Source organism: Polluticoccus soli (genome assembly GCF_029269745.1).
Classification (GTDB): domain Bacteria; phylum Bacteroidota; class Bacteroidia; order Chitinophagales; family Chitinophagaceae; genus Polluticoccus; species Polluticoccus soli.
This window is the reverse complement of the sequence record NZ_JARJHT010000001.1, coordinates 2,394,169-2,410,302: the sequence shown is the minus strand read 5'-3', so window position 1 is coordinate 2,410,302 and position 16,134 is coordinate 2,394,169. Positions and strand designations below refer to the sequence as shown.

Here is a 16,134-nt window from a genome sequence, read left to right as displayed (position 1 = left end):
TGAAGGATGCGCCTTGGCGACACCCCTGAAATCAAAGTGTCGCAAATTTATTCTATAATTGCGTGTTTCTATGCCGGATATTATTAATAGCAATATAGAGAAGCAGGTATATGCTGCCGATAAGAAGGGCAACCTGTTACAGCAGGTAGATAAAGTGTTCGTGGTTTTGTCGGGCAACAGCATGCACGTAGCTGGTTTCAGCAGCTCGGGCGAGGTGCTCACCATCCGCTGCCATCCATATGATGGAAGGCCGGATTTCCTTGAACGCAACTTCACCAACGAGCCCCTGCTGACGCATACCGGCAAAGTGAGCCACATATTTGTGACCGCTCCTAAACAACTGCTGGTACCCAAGGCTATCTATAAAGAAGACACTGCCGCCGAGTGGCTGAACGACCTGCACTTTGTAGGCAAAGACGAAGCGGTGCATGAATATTCGCTGAGAGACGATAAGGCGCAATACCTGTTCGCCTTTCCACTGGCGACAAGGGACCTGATGATCCGCTACTTTCCTAAGGCGCGCATCATGCCGTTTGCAGCGCACCAGTTCAATAAGCACTATAAAACGTCGCAGGTACTACAGTGCACATTCACTGAGGGTGAAGTGTACCTCACTTTATATAAAGACAGGAAATTGCAATGGCACCAGGTGGCTAACTACAACTCGGTAGAGGATGTAGCTTACCAGGTTAAACTCCTTTGCCAGCAGCAAAACCTGGACGAAGAGCACCTGGCCATCATCGCTGCAGCCGAGACCAATATACTCACACGCCGCATACACGAGCTGTTCGGCTACTTCCCGAACCTGAAGATAGGCACCGGCAAGATGGATGTGCAGGAAGGTCCATGGCAAGCAGCGGTTTATTTATTTCAACAGTTGTACTCATGCGTATAGTAGGCGGAGAGTTTAGCGGCAGAAGGTTTAGCCCGCCCACCAACACGCCGGCGCGGCCCACTACCGATGTGGCCAAGGAAGGTCTGTTCAACATACTGGAGAACATGATTGACCTGGAAGACATCAAGACCTGCGACCTGTTTGGCGGCACCGGCAGCATTAGCTACGAACTGGCGTCACGTGGTGCAGGAGAACTGGTTCTGATAGAACGCGACCTGGGCAACATTGATTTCATTAAAAAGACATCCAAGGCCCTGGGCATTGACAATAAGCTGCAGATCATCCGCGGCGATGTATTCAAGTTCATGAAGCAGAGTACCGAGCAGTATGACTTCATATTTGCCGGTCCGCCATATGCGCTGCAAAACATAGACGACCTGCCTTTGCTGGTGTTTGAAAAGAATATGCTGGCACCGGGCGGCATCTTTGTATTAGAGCACACGCCCCGTAACGACTACCAACAGCACCCGCGTTTTACCCGAATGAAAAATTACGGCACCACCATATTCAGTTTCTTTACGCAACCTTCCGAATAAGCTATGCAACGTATCTGTCTATTTCCCGGCACATTCGATCCCATCACAAAAGGGCATGTGGATGTTATACAGCGTTCAGTAGGCCTATTCGACAAGTTGGTTATCGGTATCGGTACCAATTCATCCAAGCAGCCAATGTTCAGCGTAGAGCAACGTTGCAACTGGATCAGGGAAATATTCAAGAACGAACCACGAATAGAAGTATCGGGTTACCAAGGGCTGACCATTGATTATTGCAGGAAGGTAAATGCCAATTACATTCTTCGCGGCATCCGTTATATAAGCGATTTCGAGTACGAGAAGGCAATAGCCGATATGAACCGTATGCTGGCGCCGGATATTGAAACGATATTCCTTACTTGCTCACCGGAGTATTCTACGATCTCGTCAACGCTGGTGCGCGATGTTATCCGTAACAAAGGAAACGTAAGCCTGTTTGTGCCAGGCGAGGTGAAGTTCTAGAAACCTCTCCTACCCATCGCCTTCGACCGGTTGAAGCGCTGCGTTTCTTTCTGCAGCCTTTTCACCACCAGGAAGATCACAAAGCCATCATCGGCCCAGCCAAGAACTGGGATAAGATCGGTTATTACATCAAACGGGAATAGAACGTACAACACGCCTAGCAATACGGCCATGTTGGAAAGAAATGACATGCGGTAACTACCGTTAAATACTTCTTTCAGCATTTGCATCAGCGTCTTCCTGTTGTTAAACAGATCCACTGCATGACGCATATTCTTAACCTGACGCACGGGGGTAAATTTGCCCATCTCCTTCTAGTATTTGAGGACAAAATTATAGTGGATATTGTTGAGGCTTTGTTAACTTCTTAAATATAAAAAGTTAATTAATCGACCAGCGAAAGTACCGCCCAGAGCGCCGTTGATGAGATTACCACCCAGAGAATGATGCCCTGAATGAACGGCCTTACCCCTACAGAACGGATGGTTTTCTTTGACAATCCAGCGCCAATCAAGAACAAGGTCAGGGTCAATCCTGCCTTAGCAGCCTGCACTATAAAAGGCGAAACAGGATGAATAGCAGGCACATAGGTATTGATGGCCATGGCTATTATGAAGTACCCAATGAAGTATGGGATCTTGATCTTTTTAGTATTGTCCTTATAAACCAAGGCTGTACCCAGCGCTAAGGGTATGATCCAAAGAGCTCTTGTAAGCTTAACAGTTGTGGCTACTTCTAGTGCTTCCTGTCCGTAAACCTTGGCGGCCCCCACAACCGAACTAGTGTCATGTATGGCAATAGCAGCCCACATGCCAAACTCTTTCTGTGTCAGGCCCAACGCATGCCCGATTGGTGGGAAAATAAGAAGAGCGATCGAGTTGAGAATGAACACGATACCAAGAGCCACAGATATCTGTTCTTCCTCGGCATGTATTACGGGAGAAACCGCAGCAATGGCGCTACCACCGCAGATAGCTGTGCCTGACGAAATAAGATGAGATGTCTTTTTATCGATCTTCAGCCAATAACCCAATAATGCACCCAGTAGTAAGGTGCCTATTATAGATGCGATAGTAAAGCTGATACCCTGTTTGCCTGCTTCCATAGCACTGTGCAGGTTCATGCCAAAGCCCAGTCCCACCACAGATATCTGTAACAGCATCGTGGTGTATTTCTTGTTCTGCTTCAGGTAGGGGTGACCTACAAACTGCGCTACAAGCAAACCCAGCAGCAATGCTACCGGGGGTGTGATGAGCGGTGTAAGGCATAATACTGCAAGTGTTATGAAAATTACCTTACGTGTGGTTTCATTTTGGATCATCGCCGCCAAAATACATTATGTAATGCTGATTTTATATCCCTACCATCTAAAACCGCTTTGCTGCAGCGTTTCACGAATGGCATCATACGACTTGTCAATTACCTGGTGGAGTTCTCCTTCGGGTATCCATTTTACTTCCAGGATATTCTCCTCCTCTTGTGGTTCCAGTTTATCTTTCGATGTTCCCAGCATTTTGAACCAGGTAGTGTGCTTTAACAGGTTCTGCCCGTATTGGGAGTATATGTGATACGTGTCACACACTTTTTCTTTCAATTCCAGGTGCTTCAGCCCCGTTTCTTCGCTCACCTCCCTGAGGGCACAGTCGGCAATGTCCTCGCCGTCATCCAGCTTTCCTTTTGGCAAGTCCCATTTCCCGCGACGAAAGATCATCAAAACATGGCCGTCTTCATTCAGCACTACCCCGCCCCCGGCATCTATCGGCTCGTAAAGCTTATACAGCTCTTCCCACAGCTTTTCGGTTTGCCTGTCTTCTACTATTGCTCCCTGCGTTCCGGCTTCATCAAGGTGGTGTATTGCCATGCGGAAATTGCCGGTAAATGCGCCGTCATACAACTTATAACTGGTCGCCTCAGGCTCACTTTCCACGTATGCTGCCGCGTCGTTCGTCAGCACCAATGGCTTGTTATTATAGTATATTTTTTGTGTAGTGTCCATTGGCTGCGTTTGATAAACTTGCTTAATTGGTGTAGGTTTGGGCGGTTATGAGTACCCAAAAACATTTTGCTGAAAAGCTGTTGCAAATTAAAGCTTTGCAGGTCAACCTGCAACAACCATATACCTGGGCGTCGGGCTGGCGCTCGCCTGTTTACTGCGACAATCGTAAAGTATTGTCATTCCCCCATGTACGCGATTTCGTGAAGAGCGAATTGGCCAACATGGTGTTGGAACATTTCCCCGACGCTGAAGTAATTGCCGGCGTAGCTACTGCTGGTATCGCACATGGCGTAATGGCTGCCGACCTGCTGAAGCTGCCATTCATCTATGTACGTAGCAAACCGAAAGAGCACGGCATGGGTAACCAGATCGAGGGTTTCATGGAGCCTGGCAAAAAGGTTGTAGTTATCGAAGACCTGGTATCTACAGGCAAAAGCAGCCTGCAAGTGGTGGATGCACTGCGTGAAGCTGGCGCGGAGGTGATCGGCATGTGCGCCTTGTTCACTTATGGATTCCCAGTTGCGACAGAAGCATTTGAAAAAGCTATGGTGCCGCTGAGGACGATCAGCAACTACGGTGCACTGATGGAAGTGGCCGAAGACCAAAAGCTCGTACAATCGGCACAAAAAGAAACGCTGGAGCAATGGCGTATAGACCCCGGCACCTGGGGCAAATAGATTCTACTCAGGTCAATTGGGTTAATTCAAGATTAACCCGATTGACCTGATCCTTAATAAATCCGACCACTCATCAAACAAAACAATGGCCTGGCTAAAACTGGTACGGTGGTATAATCTGGTCATCATTTTCCTGACGCAGCTTTTTGCCTGGGGATTGGTGATATTACCCATGCAGCAGCACGCTAATAGCAACCTACTATTAAGCGCAGGTAATTTCTTCATGCTGGCTGTCTCTACCGTACTTATCGCAGCAGCCGGCTACATCATCAACGACTATTTCGACATCAAGATCGACGCCATCAATCGGCCCGATAAAGTGGTGCTTGAAAAGCGCATACCGCTCAAGTCAGCCATCGTAATGCACACCGTATTGAATGTAGCGGGTATTATCCTGGCACTGGTGGTAGCACGCAGGGGCGGCCATTATTCGTGGGTATTGCTGCAGCTGGTTTGTACCGGGATGCTCTGGTTCTACTCCACGCACCTGAAAAGGCAATTCATGTCGGGTAATATTACCGTTGCCTTGCTATCAGCGTTTACCATAACTGCGTTGATGTTGTACGAACCAGCATTGCACGGTTATATCAGCCAGCCTGCCATCATTCGCACAGCTACTTCTGCAATGCCCAACCCGGTTTGGGTTTTGGGCGTTTACATCTTCTTTGCCTTCATGCTCACCTGGATGCGCGAGATAGTGAAGGACATGGAAGACTTTAAAGGCGATGCAGAACAGGGCTGCGTGACCATGCCTATCAAATGGGGATTACAAAAGTCAGAATGGTTCACACAGGCAATTGGAGTTGTTGCGACCCTACCATTGCTACAGGCGGGCATCAAACTTATCATGTCTGGCTGGACGATACTAGGATGTTACACACTCGTTGCGCTGGTCATTCCGTTGATCATATGGATGATCGTGCTTGGCAAGAAAACCACGCAACAACACTACCACTCTGCCGCTACACAGCTGAAAGGCATCATGGTAGCCGGCATACTTTCACTCATTATCTACTACATCGAAGCACATGCATAAGATCGTACTCGCCTCTCAATCTCCCCGCAGGAAACAATTGATGGAAGCAGCGGAACTCGATTTCGATATCATCATTGCAGATGTCGATGAGACCAATCCGCCGGGCATGCCCGGCCATCTTGTGCCGGAACACCTGGCTAAAAAGAAAGCGGCGGCTATTGAAGAGCGCGTACACGATGCTATCATTATTGCTGCCGATACAGTGGTATTACTAGACGACCATATTCTTGGCAAACCAACCAGCGAAGAGAATGCAGTAGAAATACTAACGAGGCTATCAGGCCGAATGCATGAAGTGGTAACGGGTGTGTGTATGCAAAAAGGCGATAAACAAGTGAGCTTTTCGGTGACGACAGAAGTATACTTCAGGAAGCTGACTGAAGAACAGATCCGCCACTTTGTAACCAACTACAAACCTTTTGATAAAGCCGGCGCTTATGCAATACAGGAATGGATAGGCATGGTGGGCATCGAAAAAATAAATGGCGATTACTACAACGTGATGGGCCTGCCCATCGGTGAAGTAGTAATCGCCTTAAAACAGTTTGACTAATTGAATATAGCCAGCGTATAGTTAGACTTACCTTTCTGAATGAGCATGTATTTCTCATTCAGCAGATGTTCCTCTTTCAAGATAAATTCAGCGCCTGCTATCTTTTCTTTGTTCAGGCTCAGCCCGCCGTTCTGTATCATCTTACGTGCTTCACCTTTTGATGAGAACACGCCACGATCGGCCAGGAAGCTGATCAGGTCAAGACCTTCGCGCAGGGCTTCTTTTGTACCTGACACTTGGGGTACACCATCCATTACTTCAAGCAGTTGCTTTTCGTTTAGTGCGCGCAGTGCATCTACTGTCGACTGACCAAACAATATATCAGAAGCTTTTTGTGCGAACTCAAGATCTTCTTTGCTGTGAACCATTATGGTCAACTCCTCGGCCAGTGCTTTTTGCAGCTTGCGTTGGTGTGGTGCAGTTTTGTGTTCTTCTATTAACGCTTTAATATCTTCAACCGGACGGAAAGAGAAGATCATCGAGAACTTCGCTGCATCATCATCCGCCTGCTTCAGCCAGAACTGGTAGAACTGGTATGGCGAAGTACGTTCTGCATCCAGCCAGACATTGCCTTGTTCGCTTTTACCAAACTTGCTACCGTCACTCTTAGTTACCAGCGGACAAGTAAACGCAAATGCATCACTGCCACCTTTGCGACGAATGAGTTCAGTACCTGTAACAATGTTACCCCACTGATCGGCACCGCCCATTTGCAGCTTTACGTTGTTCTCTTTATTCAGGTGGTAGTAATCGTAACCTTGTATCAGCTGGTAAGTAAATTCGGTAAAGGATAAACCCGTTTCCAGGCGTTTCTGTACCGAATCTTTGGCCATCATATAGTTCACCGAGATGTGCTTACCTGCATCGCGGATAAAATCAAGGAAGCTGAAGTTTTTGAACCAGTCATAGTTGTTGACCATCACCGCGCCATTAGGTATATCCTCACCGAAGCTGATGAACCTTGCCAGCTGCCTTTTGATCCCTTCACAGTTTTTGGTGATGGTATCCATGTCCAGCAGGTTGCGCTCGGCCGATTTACCGGACGGATCGCCGATCATGCCGGTAGCACCGCCAACCAACGCAAATGGCTTATGGCCAGCACGTTGCAAACGCATCAGCAGGGTAATAGGCACCAGGTTGCCCACATGCAGGCTATCAGCAGTAGGATCGAAGCCCACATAGCCGGACGTCATCTCTTTTTCCAGCTGCTCTTCGGTGCCCGGCATGATGTCCTGTATCAGGCCTCTTTCTTGTAATTCTTTAATGAGGTTCATGAGTCTTTCTTAAATATCGAACGGGGCAAAAATAAGCTTTAGAGTCGTTCGGCGGGTAGCCATATTCCGAAACCTCACGGCCCTACATATATACATCCAAAATAACATATATAGCTTTTAATTAAAGGCTTGTTTTGTTTTTCGAAAATTGTTTCTATCTTTCGGATACACTCTTAACAAAAATTTAGGCCTTGAAACGGATTATACTCTGCTTTGCGCTGTTGATGCCCCTACTGTCTTATGCCCAGCCTCACCACGAGATCGGGTTAAGTGCAGGGGTTGCCAACTACTACGGAGACCTACAGGACAGGATTTTCGACAGTTATACCAACAGGCCAATGGGTGGCCTCTCTTATAAATTCTTTATGAATCCCCACGTGGGGCTTCGTTTCGGAGCTAACTATGGCAACATCACTGGTGCTGACAGCCTGTCTACTGCGAAGGTGAAGCAAGAGCGCAACCTCCGTTTCGGTTCTAACATCTTCGAAGTGAACGGTGGTATTGAGATCAACCTTTTCCCGGTTGAAACAGACCGCATGAAGTTCTCTCCTTACATCTTCGGTGGTATCGGCATCTTCTCGTTCAACCCGTATACAGACGGCCTGTCGGGCGAAAAGGTTTTCCTGCGTCCGCTGAGCACTGAAGGACAAAACATTCCGGTATATCCTGACAGGAAAGAATACGGCATTGTGAACGTGTCATTCCCATTTGGTGGTGGTGTTAAGTTCTTCGTTGGTAAGACCCTGATGATGGCAGGTGAAGTTGGCTTCCGCTGGACAAACACAGACTACCTGGATGATGTGAGCAAATCATACGTTAACCTGGATACACTGCGCGCCTATCGTGGCCAGCAGGCAGTAGACCTTGCCTTCCGTGGCGACGAAAGCCGCAACTTCGATGGCAACTATCCTAACTATAAATTTCAGCGTGGCGAAAGCCAGTCTAACGACTGGTATATGTTCGCAAATATCACCGTTGGTATCTACCTGAAAGCATTCGGCAACCTGAACGATTACTGGCAGGCACACTGCCCGGCCTTCTTCCGCAGGTAAGCACCTCATACGACCTCTCCTTCACATGAAAGGGATAAGAAAAAAAGCGACCAGAGTGGTCGCTTTTTTATTTACCCCCTCCGCCCCCTAAAGGGGGAACTTAAGAGGACAATAAATTAAGAACTTCTGGTAAGGTCATCATCTTTTGCTCACCGGTAGTAAAATTCTTGAGGCTGAGCATTTGTTTCTCGCGCTCTTCATCGCCTGGCAATATCACGAACGGAATGCCGCGCTTATTGGCGTATTTCATTTGTTTATCAAACTTAGCAGCATCAGGATATACCTCAGCAGCGATACCTGCATTGCGTAGTTGCTGTACTGTTTTTAGAGCATACTGTTCGTTAGCTCCGCCGAAGTTTACCAGCATCACTTTAGTACCTGCTACTAATTCCTGTGGGAACAGGTTCAGCTCCTCTATCACATCGTATATCCTGTCGATACCGAAGGATACACCAACACCCGACAGTCCCTTCAAACCAAACAAACCTGTAAGATCATCATAACGGCCACCGCCTCCGATGCTGCCCATCTTAACCGCACTGGTTACTACTTCTACGATCACGCCTGTGTAATAGTTAAGACCACGTGCAAGGCTAATATCAACAACTACGTCGGCCTGCCATTCTGCATTAGCCAGGTCTTTATGATAAGCAAGTGTTTGCCTCAGTTCTGCAACACCTTGCTTGCCGCTTTCAGACGACTGCATGATATTTTCCAGGGCCGAGAGCTTCGTTTCGTTATCTCCCGTTAGATAGACAAAGTCCTTTATTTGGTTGATACCGTTAGCGCTGATACCACGCTCACCAAGCTCTTTGCTTACACCCTCCCAACCAATCTTATCCAGCTTGTCCATGGCTATGGTAATGTCCATCATCAGCTCAGGCATGCCGCATACTTCGGCAATACCGGCCAGCAACTTGCGGCTGTTTACTTTGATAGTTACCTGTGGTACGCCAAGCTTATGGAAAGCGCTTTGGTAGATGCACAACAGCTCCGCCTCGTTGATCAGCGAAGTGCTACCAACCACATCCGCATCACACTGCCAGAACTCCCGGTAACGTCCTCTTTGTGGCTTATCGGCGCGCCATACCGGTTGCATCTGGTAGCGGCGGAACGGGAATGCCAGGTCGTTCTGGTGCATCACTACATAGCGTGCAAACGGGATAGTCAGATCATAACGCAGAGCACGCTCTGTAACTACAGGCGTAGAGTACGACTTCTCCAGAACTTTACTCCACTCAGCATTCAGTTTTTCTCTTTTTTCACCTTCGATTTTGTTCAGACCGTTGTTGAGGATCTTAAATATCAGCCTGTCGCCCTCTTCACCATACTTACCCATCAGGGTTGTAAGGTTCTCCATAGAAGGAGTTTCGAGCGGCTGGAAACCGTAGTTCTCGAAAATATCGCGGAGGGTATTGAATATATATTGACGCCTGCGGACTTCCGCAGGTGAAAAATCGCGTGTGCCTTGAGGTATCGATGGTTTGTTAGACATTCCGGTTGTTGTATTTTTCTATTATTGCGTCGCAGGTGCGGTTTATCATATCATATACTGGCAGGTAGCCATCTTCGTTACCATACCAGGGGTCGGGCACGCAGCCATCGCAGCCCGGTTCCAGCTCATTCAGGAACAAGTCTACTTTCGTCATGTCTGCCGTGTGGCCGCCAATGCGCCTGATCTCGTCATACACATCATCGGCCATGGCATATATCCTGTCGTACTGCTCAAAATGCTTTGCCGTAAACTTCTGCGCCCGCTGCGAAGATATATCAACGCCGTTGGCCTTACATACTTTCTGCGAGTACTTATGCGGCGCTTCGCCAATATGATACGGCAGTGTACCTGCAGAAGCCACTTCCCAATCCAACCCGTGCCGGCGTATCTTATGCCTCATCACCCCCTCCGCTATTGGCGAGCGGCAGATATTACCGAGGCAGACCATTAATATTCTCATCTGGGTACAAAGATAAGCGGGATTAAAATGATAACCTTTGTTGCCGTTTTTACCGTTTTAAAAAGTCCCCATTTGGGCAACAAATCCGCTATACCCCTTTCCTGTACAGTGTTTGACGGGGAACATGTTGCAGATAAATTGATAACCTTTGTTGTCTGGGCAAAAGCATGTCGCGGACCTCGTTTTTAGTACTTTCCTTTATGGGTGTGATATCTTCTGGCTGCAGTTGTGCTGTTTCGTCCCCTTCTTCCAGCCACGATGCATATTGCGGGTATTCACGCAAAAAGCGCCGTTCGTTGCCCAGGGCTGTGAATATAGCAGAAAGACGTTCGCCTACCGATGGATACCTCATTACCTTCAGTCCGGTTGCAGTAGTCTTCGGTATGGGGTAGCCACTCGCTACATCCCATAATACCTCCTGGCTATCCATAAAATCTGTAAATCGCTTTTTCACCTGCTCTATGTGTTCGCGATCTCTCCTGGCCTCTTCCATCTCATGATAATGATCGATGTATTGACGGATAAGCGGGTTCTTCATCAGGCGACAGGCATTAGCTTTTGCAGCTGAGGCCGAAGAACGCGGGTAAGCTTCTATATATGCCCGGACACGGTTGCGGTGGGTGACCATGCCGTTGATGAACACAACATGGGCTGGCTTGAGGGTTTTCATGGTGTTTTTTTTATTACAAATATACGACAAATAACATAATCAATCAACTCTTGTTCTAGACTCAGCCTGGCCCATTAATGCCGGCGGGTCCCTGTTGGGAGACCCGCCGGGAAAGAAATCATCCTGCCTCCTTCTCAATCGTTCTGTCATTTTTTTGTTAACCGGGACTGATACCGTGTTTTAACGGTATAAATAATAATGTGTTGTTGCTATTTTTATAAACGTACGTTCCTAAAACCAGCAATGAAAAGAACTTTTGCATTCTACGCCATTTGTACGTTTTGCATTTTACATTTCTCATTGTGCAGCTCAGCGCAGAACTTTCTCTGGGGTAGAAGTGGTGGCAGCGTGGAGCCTGGTAATGGCCCGAAGCTGGAAACGATCAGGGATATGGCTACCGACAGGAACGGCAATGTCTATATCTTAACACACGTTATGAAACAAGGGATGAACATAGCCGGACTGCCGATTAAAGGTTATGGAGGCAGAGATGTATTGCTGGCTAGTTTTAAGCCGGATGGAACTTTGCGTTGGAAGAAATTAATAGGCAATGGAGATGACGAGCGCTCATACTGGCTTGGAACTGATAACAAGGATGGAGTATATTTTTCCTGCGAGGTGTCTATTGACGATTGGCCTGCTAATATCGATACCGATGCAACGACACTAACAAGTTATCTGCGTTTTATTCTTGTAAAATACGACACTGCTGGAAATTTCCAATGGTATCGACATCCAGAAGCAGATACTTTAAGTACAACCACAACCTGGAGTTATAACCGATCCTTAGTGATGGACGTAGATGATGCAGGCAATACTTATTGGCTAATGCAATTATACCCTGGTGTATATGGAAATGGCGCGCTGGTAGTGCCTGCGCTTAGTATGTATCTTATTAAATATAGCGCGTCCGGAAGCTTTTCTTATATAAAGCCTTCTAGTTTTTTTGTAAATCCAATGGGTGCACAAGGTATGTATATGACTTTAGACGATGCCAACGGCCGCTTTTATTTATCAGGAGGAGTCTATCCAGATGGTGTTTTAACTATGGCCGGAGACACGATAAAAACGGGTTATATCGGCTGCTTTAAACTGGACGGAAGTTTCCTTTGGAAGAGGACTTTCACTTCCGGGGGAGGTGGGTTTGGCTCTAGAGCCGCTATTGATGGTGCAGGTAATGTTTATTTAGCCGGGAGTGCAAGTGGAAAGAGTAGTACGAAGCCCCCAGCAGTCTTCAATGGTTATACTGCTACGCATCAGAGTATACACGGTGCTCCATTCGTGACTAAAATGGACAAAAATGGCAATCATATATGGTCGAAGGACGCAGATGCAAAGGGAGCGTCATGTTCGGCAAGTGCCATTGCCTTAAGAGGAAAAGAAGTAGTCATTGCAGGAAGCTATGCTGGTCCAGTAGATTGGCCAGGCTTTGTCGGGCCGGGTTTAACAACCAGTGATGTCTATGATGTATTTATTACCCGTTTTGATACAAGCAACGGGTGGGTTTGGAATGTGGATAGGATGGCAAGTACCACCGGCTCTTACGAATACCCAGCGCGTATGGTGTCCGACGGCAAAGGCAATGTATATATTGGAGGGGATTTTGGCGGTGATATGGTTATTAATGCTGCCGGCAAGATAACAAGTACCGGTGGCGATACAGACTGGTTTTTGGTAAAGTATGGCGATATGTGGCCTGCGTCGGTAAATACCACCGTTGTGGGCGGAGTGAAAATATACCCTAACCCTGCGACTGATCTGCTTACGGTAGAGGGTGCGAAAGCCGGGATGCAAGTAACCGTATTGAATCTGTTAGGGCAACAGGTGTATCATGGTGTTCTGAACAACAATACAGAAGTGATCAGCATATCGCAGCTGCCACCGGGCAACTATGCGCTTTATCTAACGGGCAGTGATGGCAGCAGGAGTGTAGTGAAGGTGGAGAAATTGTAATAAAAAATCAGAACTCCTCTCCTTAGCTAAGGAGAGGAGTTTGCAGAGAGCCTGAAGGGTTCGTTGCAAACCGGGGTGATTGGACGGCTGAAGAGCGTTCCTTCAGCTAATGAATAGCCACTCAGCTTTTCAACCACCCCGACCGGCAACGGGCTGTTCGCCCTCTGCCGGTGTTCCCTCCTCATCTGAGGAGGGGCGTTTTGAATAAAAAAAGGGGCCGGCTATTAGCCGGTCCCTTTTTTAAGTGTATTAACTTAGTTCAACTCTGTATGCTTCTTAAAATTATCCAGGATAGCCTGCCAGCCTGCGCGCTGCATGTCAACAGGATTCTGCGTTTCTGCATCGAAGGTCTCTGAAACAATTGTTTCGTTTCCGTTGTCGGTAAAATCAACAACCACTTTACGGCCGTCACCCATGGTGTACGCGATGCGCTTGTTGTCGATCACTTCATCATAAGTCCCTCCGAAGTCGAAACCAAAACTGCCGTCTTTAGCTTCCATGCGGGAAGTGAAGCTGCCGCCAGTGCGCAGGTCGTTGGTAGCAGAAGGTGTATGCCAGTCGGGCGATGCACTGTTCCATTGCATGATATGCTCAGGCGCGGTCCAGTATTGCCATACTTTTTCAACAGGTGCTTTTACGGTTGTTTCTACGGTAACCGAAGTGGTGGTGTTGTTCATGTTCTATCGTTTTGTGGTGTTTCAAATGTACAGGTTTCAGCTGCTTCAGCCAATTAATTCACTTTGCAATGATTCTCAATCTATTTACGTTTCGCAGCAGCTATGGGTGGGTTCCTTTTCTTATAGATCAGGAAAGTAGAAATGAGGCTCAGCTCCTCAGCGGTCACCAGTTCATCGGGCATACTCGCCTCATGCTGTTGGTTCATCACACGCATCTCATATCCTTTGAGTTGTTCCTGCGTAAAATCAGGAATGATCTCTTTCCTCCTTGCATACGTGCTGTGGCACTTAGCACAGGTTATGGCATACAACGCGCGCCCTTTGTCGCAAAACTTAACATACTCCACTTTAACAGGGGCCGCCATTTCTTTCGGGAAATCATATTCCATCTTTTGCTGCGCCCTGCTTTCGGCAGCAGCGAATAACAATGCAATAAGTAATACTCTCTTCATAATTGATGTTTAATAAACGCCTCCAACTTTTCTTGAATTCAATGCTTTCATGTTTGATGAGGGTAGTGTTGCAGGCGGCAATTCAAATTGCACCTCTTCATTCAGCGACCGAATGAAGCTGATCAATTGTGATTTTTCATCGCGTGTCAGTTTCAGCGAATCTGCCGCCAGTGTCTGGTTAGGCACGTTCAGTCCATGACCTGCACCACCGCCATCGTTATAAAAATCTACGACCTGCTCCAGCGTATTGAATACACCATTGTGCATGTACGGCTTAGTGTACGCGCTATTACGCACAGTACCGGTCCTGAAGGCGTTCATTGTTTCCTGCGCGGGATTGACAGCATGACGGCCTCTATCAACGCTCAGCTTATGATAACCGGTATCAGTAGGCGTACCCAGCACTTCAAACTCTGAACCTATATACGGAGGCTTCACACCGTTGAACTGCGGCACAAAGTGACAGGTAGCGCATTGCGCCTTACCCATGAACAGGTTAAAACCTTTCTTCGCAGATTCTGTCAGTTCACCCCTGTGTTCCATCGCTTCATCGAACGGTGAATAGTACTTGCTGAACTTTGCGTAGTAATAAGTAATAGCCGATGACACGTGCTCAAAGGTCACCTCTTTTTCCTGTGGGGTGTATTTCAGCAATTTTGCAAACCCCTGTTTGTACTCTTTGCAGCTCAGGATCTTGCTGAGCGCGTCTTTATCAGAGCAGTTCATTTCTACAGCATTGTGCACCACATCCTTTACCTGGTTTTGCAGGGTGGTATGTTTGCCATCCATCATCAGCAGGTGATTGTATTCGGCATTGAGCAGCGTCGGCGTATTGCGTGCCAGCGCGCCTGCCGCACGATCGAACTGCACCGAAGCAGTAACCATTGTGTCAGTAAAGTGCTCGGTTGGTTTGTGGCACGATGCGCAGCTCCGCATATTGTTGCCCGACAGAACAGGATCATAAAACAACTCCTTCCCTACTCTGTCTATCTCTGCCAGCGTTGCACTATCCTGCACGCGCAGGAAAATGCCTTTGGGATTTTGTCCGCGATACAGCGCTTTATCAAAGATGGACCTGGCTGTTTTGCTTAGAGAATAATCGACCAGGCTTTTTGTCACTACTTTATACTTGCCTACCAGTTCCTGGTTCATGGTGAATAACGGGTTCACATACTCGCGCAGGAAGGTATAATGATCGAATGCGGTATTATCATCGGGCTGCGCCTGTACAAATGCCAATGCAGACTTATACCGCAACATGTACTCATCAGTCAGCGCTGTAGCGGGATAGCTTTTGTTAAATGCCTGATAGATGCCATCTACCTTGTTCATCATCCTGCGCAGCTCAGGCACCACTGCTGCACCATCAGGACATTCAAAACCTGTGGTGTAGATAGCCGCAAGATTGAGGAGGTACAGGCGATTGCAGAGATAAAAATGATGGTAGTCTGTGAGCTGGCTGGTAATGCTATCTGCAGCATATACTTTAGAGGCTTCTACAGACTGTCGCACCAGCGAAGCCAGCGAGTCTTTTGTTGCGCCTTCTTCATCAAGATATAGATAAGCAAGCATCAGGCCCGCGCCTTCACGTTTGTAAGGCGCTTCAAACTTTTCAAACACTTCTGTCTCCCACTCTACCGGCAAGGGACTGTTGATCTTTTTATAAGCCAGCGGTTCCAGGTAACGGAACCAGAAGTCCATGCCCTTCATTTCCATCCGGGCCTGCAGTATCAGCTTCCTGATATTACTTATATCAGCCTCATTTTGCAGGTCGGCACGGTTTATTGCAGTCAGCAGCGTCAACTGGCTGTTATCAAACTGTTCCAGCTGGTTGTTGTACACCGATAGGTACAACTCAGGCTCACTACTGTTTTTAAATGCCGCCAGCACTGTGGCCAGGGCAGTTATGATCAGCGTAAACACACTCACCTTTCTCATTGTTATTT

General features: G+C 47.6%; 18 protein-coding genes. 8 read left to right on the top strand and 10 right to left on the bottom strand.

Annotation, left to right across the window (positions count from 1 at the left end):
• The first annotated feature begins 70 nt into the window (after nt 1–70).
• Genes P2W83_RS10515 through coaD form a run of 3 tightly spaced genes read left to right on the top strand, consistent with a single transcriptional unit; the run spans nt 71 to nt 1,893 of the window.
• Nucleotides 71–895, top strand: coding sequence for a DUF3822 family protein (locus P2W83_RS10515; RefSeq protein ID WP_276133684.1), 825 nt, complete (start codon nt 71–73; stop codon nt 893–895).
• Nucleotides 886–1,431, top strand: a complete 546-nt coding sequence (locus P2W83_RS10510; protein WP_276133683.1) for an RsmD family RNA methyltransferase — start codon at nt 886–888, stop codon at nt 1,429–1,431. Before P2W83_RS10515 ends, P2W83_RS10510 begins: the two co-directional genes overlap by 10 nt.
• Before the next feature lie 3 nt (nt 1,432–1,434).
• A complete protein-coding gene (gene coaD / locus P2W83_RS10505; protein WP_276133682.1) occupies nt 1,435–1,893 on the top strand; it encodes a pantetheine-phosphate adenylyltransferase in 459 nt (152 codons plus the stop codon).
• Here the strand turns inward: coaD and P2W83_RS10500 are convergent.
• The 3 genes from P2W83_RS10500 to P2W83_RS10490 all read right to left on the bottom strand — a co-directional run bounded on the left by P2W83_RS10500 (nt 1,890) and on the right by P2W83_RS10490 (nt 3,889).
• Nucleotides 1,890–2,201, bottom strand: coding sequence for a YkvA family protein (locus P2W83_RS10500; RefSeq protein WP_276133681.1), 312 nt, complete (start codon nt 2,199–2,201; stop codon nt 1,890–1,892). The genes coaD and P2W83_RS10500 overlap by 4 nt on opposite strands.
• Before the next feature lie 77 nt (nt 2,202–2,278).
• Nucleotides 2,279–3,214 carry a YeiH family protein gene (locus P2W83_RS10495; RefSeq protein WP_276133680.1) on the bottom strand — a complete coding sequence of 312 codons (936 nt, stop codon included), beginning with the start codon at nt 3,212–3,214 and terminating at the stop codon, nt 2,279–2,281.
• A 39-nt stretch (nt 3,215–3,253) separates the two neighbouring features.
• Nucleotides 3,254–3,889 carry an NUDIX hydrolase gene (locus P2W83_RS10490; RefSeq protein WP_276133679.1) on the bottom strand — a complete coding sequence of 212 codons (636 nt, stop codon included), beginning with the start codon at nt 3,887–3,889 and terminating at the stop codon, nt 3,254–3,256.
• Nucleotides 3,890–3,936: 47 nt separating this feature from the next.
• On the opposite strand from P2W83_RS10490, the gene pyrE reads away from it, so the two are divergent.
• The 3 genes from pyrE to P2W83_RS10475 all read left to right on the top strand — a co-directional run bounded on the left by pyrE (nt 3,937) and on the right by P2W83_RS10475 (nt 6,155).
• The gene (gene pyrE, locus P2W83_RS10485) at nt 3,937–4,566 is read left to right on the top strand and encodes an orotate phosphoribosyltransferase (RefSeq protein ID WP_276133678.1); all 630 of its coding nucleotides are present in this window, start codon (nt 3,937–3,939) and stop codon (nt 4,564–4,566) included.
• An 85-nt stretch (nt 4,567–4,651) separates the two neighbouring features.
• Nucleotides 4,652–5,602, top strand: a complete 951-nt coding sequence (locus tag P2W83_RS10480) for a geranylgeranylglycerol-phosphate geranylgeranyltransferase (RefSeq protein ID WP_276133677.1) — start codon at nt 4,652–4,654, stop codon at nt 5,600–5,602.
• A complete protein-coding gene (locus tag P2W83_RS10475) occupies nt 5,595–6,155 on the top strand; it encodes a Maf family protein (protein ID WP_276133676.1) in 561 nt (186 codons plus the stop codon). The genes P2W83_RS10480 and P2W83_RS10475 overlap by 8 nt, the downstream gene beginning before the upstream one ends.
• On the opposite strand, the gene tyrS is transcribed toward P2W83_RS10475, so the two are convergent.
• Complete coding sequence (tyrS, locus tag P2W83_RS10470) at nt 6,152–7,429, bottom strand: tyrosine--tRNA ligase (RefSeq protein WP_276133675.1); 1,278 nt, start codon at nt 7,427–7,429, stop codon at nt 6,152–6,154. The two genes, P2W83_RS10475 and tyrS, sit on opposite strands and share 4 nt — an antisense overlap.
• 191 nt (nt 7,430–7,620) lie before the next feature.
• Between tyrS and porG the strand changes: the two genes are divergently transcribed.
• Nucleotides 7,621–8,481 (top strand): type IX secretion system protein PorG, encoded by an 861-nt coding sequence (gene porG / locus P2W83_RS10465; RefSeq protein ID WP_276133674.1) that lies wholly within the window; start codon nt 7,621–7,623, stop codon nt 8,479–8,481.
• A gap of 100 nt (nt 8,482–8,581) precedes the next feature.
• Here the strand turns inward: porG and hisS are convergent, their stop codons facing one another.
• From hisS to P2W83_RS10450, 3 genes are all read right to left on the bottom strand, one after another.
• Nucleotides 8,582–9,976, bottom strand: a complete 1,395-nt coding sequence (hisS, locus tag P2W83_RS10460) for a histidine--tRNA ligase (protein WP_276133673.1) — start codon at nt 9,974–9,976, stop codon at nt 8,582–8,584.
• On the bottom strand, nt 9,969–10,436 hold the full coding sequence (locus P2W83_RS10455) for a low molecular weight protein-tyrosine-phosphatase (protein ID WP_276133672.1): 468 nt from the start codon (nt 10,434–10,436) through the stop codon (nt 9,969–9,971). The genes hisS and P2W83_RS10455 overlap by 8 nt, the downstream gene beginning before the upstream one ends.
• Nucleotides 10,437–10,524: 88 nt before the next feature.
• Nucleotides 10,525–11,106 carry a hypothetical protein gene (locus P2W83_RS10450; protein WP_276133671.1) on the bottom strand — a complete coding sequence of 194 codons (582 nt, stop codon included), beginning with the start codon at nt 11,104–11,106 and terminating at the stop codon, nt 10,525–10,527.
• Nucleotides 11,107–11,349: 243 nt separating this feature from the next.
• Between P2W83_RS10450 and P2W83_RS10445 the strand changes: the two genes are divergently transcribed.
• The gene (locus tag P2W83_RS10445; protein WP_276133670.1) at nt 11,350–13,059 is read left to right on the top strand and encodes a T9SS type A sorting domain-containing protein; all 1,710 of its coding nucleotides are present in this window, start codon (nt 11,350–11,352) and stop codon (nt 13,057–13,059) included.
• Between the two features lie 254 nt (nt 13,060–13,313).
• Here the strand turns inward: P2W83_RS10445 and P2W83_RS10440 are convergent, their stop codons facing one another.
• The 3 genes from P2W83_RS10440 to P2W83_RS10430 all read right to left on the bottom strand — a co-directional run bounded on the left by P2W83_RS10440 (nt 13,314) and on the right by P2W83_RS10430 (nt 16,126).
• On the bottom strand, nt 13,314–13,736 hold the full coding sequence (locus tag P2W83_RS10440) for an SRPBCC family protein (protein WP_276133669.1): 423 nt from the start codon (nt 13,734–13,736) through the stop codon (nt 13,314–13,316).
• 80 nt (nt 13,737–13,816) lie between these two features.
• A complete protein-coding gene (locus P2W83_RS10435) occupies nt 13,817–14,188 on the bottom strand; it encodes a hypothetical protein (protein ID WP_276133668.1) in 372 nt (123 codons plus the stop codon).
• 9 nt (nt 14,189–14,197) lie between these two features.
• Nucleotides 14,198–16,126: a cytochrome-c peroxidase gene (locus tag P2W83_RS10430; protein ID WP_276133667.1), complete on the bottom strand. Its 1,929-nt coding sequence runs from the start codon at nt 16,124–16,126 to the stop codon at nt 14,198–14,200.
• Nucleotides 16,127–16,134: the final 8 nt, after the last annotated feature.

Coding starts and splice junctions, on each gene's coding strand:
- P2W83_RS10515 (WP_276133684.1), top strand. CDS start 71: ATGCCGGATATTATTAATAGCAATATAGAGAAGCAGGTATATGCTGCC.
- P2W83_RS10510 (WP_276133683.1), top strand. CDS start 886: ATGCGTATAGTAGGCGGAGAGTTTAGCGGCAGAAGGTTTAGCCCGCCC.
- coaD (WP_276133682.1), top strand. CDS start 1,435: ATGCAACGTATCTGTCTATTTCCCGGCACATTCGATCCCATCACAAAA.
- P2W83_RS10500 (WP_276133681.1), bottom strand. CDS start 2,201: ATGGGCAAATTTACCCCCGTGCGTCAGGTTAAGAATATGCGTCATGCA.
- P2W83_RS10495 (WP_276133680.1), bottom strand. CDS start 3,214: ATGATCCAAAATGAAACCACACGTAAGGTAATTTTCATAACACTTGCA.
- P2W83_RS10490 (WP_276133679.1), bottom strand. CDS start 3,889: ATGGACACTACACAAAAAATATACTATAATAACAAGCCATTGGTGCTG.
- pyrE (WP_276133678.1), top strand. CDS start 3,937: ATGAGTACCCAAAAACATTTTGCTGAAAAGCTGTTGCAAATTAAAGCT.
- P2W83_RS10480 (WP_276133677.1), top strand. CDS start 4,652: ATGGCCTGGCTAAAACTGGTACGGTGGTATAATCTGGTCATCATTTTC.
- P2W83_RS10475 (WP_276133676.1), top strand. CDS start 5,595: ATGCATAAGATCGTACTCGCCTCTCAATCTCCCCGCAGGAAACAATTG.
- tyrS (WP_276133675.1), bottom strand. CDS start 7,429: ATGAACCTCATTAAAGAATTACAAGAAAGAGGCCTGATACAGGACATC.
- hisS (WP_276133673.1), bottom strand. CDS start 9,976: ATGTCTAACAAACCATCGATACCTCAAGGCACACGCGATTTTTCACCT.
- P2W83_RS10455 (WP_276133672.1), bottom strand. CDS start 10,436: ATGAGAATATTAATGGTCTGCCTCGGTAATATCTGCCGCTCGCCAATA.
- P2W83_RS10450 (WP_276133671.1), bottom strand. CDS start 11,106: ATGAAAACCCTCAAGCCAGCCCATGTTGTGTTCATCAACGGCATGGTC.
- P2W83_RS10445 (WP_276133670.1), top strand. CDS start 11,350: ATGAAAAGAACTTTTGCATTCTACGCCATTTGTACGTTTTGCATTTTA.
- P2W83_RS10440 (WP_276133669.1), bottom strand. CDS start 13,736: ATGAACAACACCACCACTTCGGTTACCGTAGAAACAACCGTAAAAGCA.
- P2W83_RS10435 (WP_276133668.1), bottom strand. CDS start 14,188: ATGAAGAGAGTATTACTTATTGCATTGTTATTCGCTGCTGCCGAAAGC.
- P2W83_RS10430 (WP_276133667.1), bottom strand. CDS start 16,126: ATGAGAAAGGTGAGTGTGTTTACGCTGATCATAACTGCCCTGGCCACA.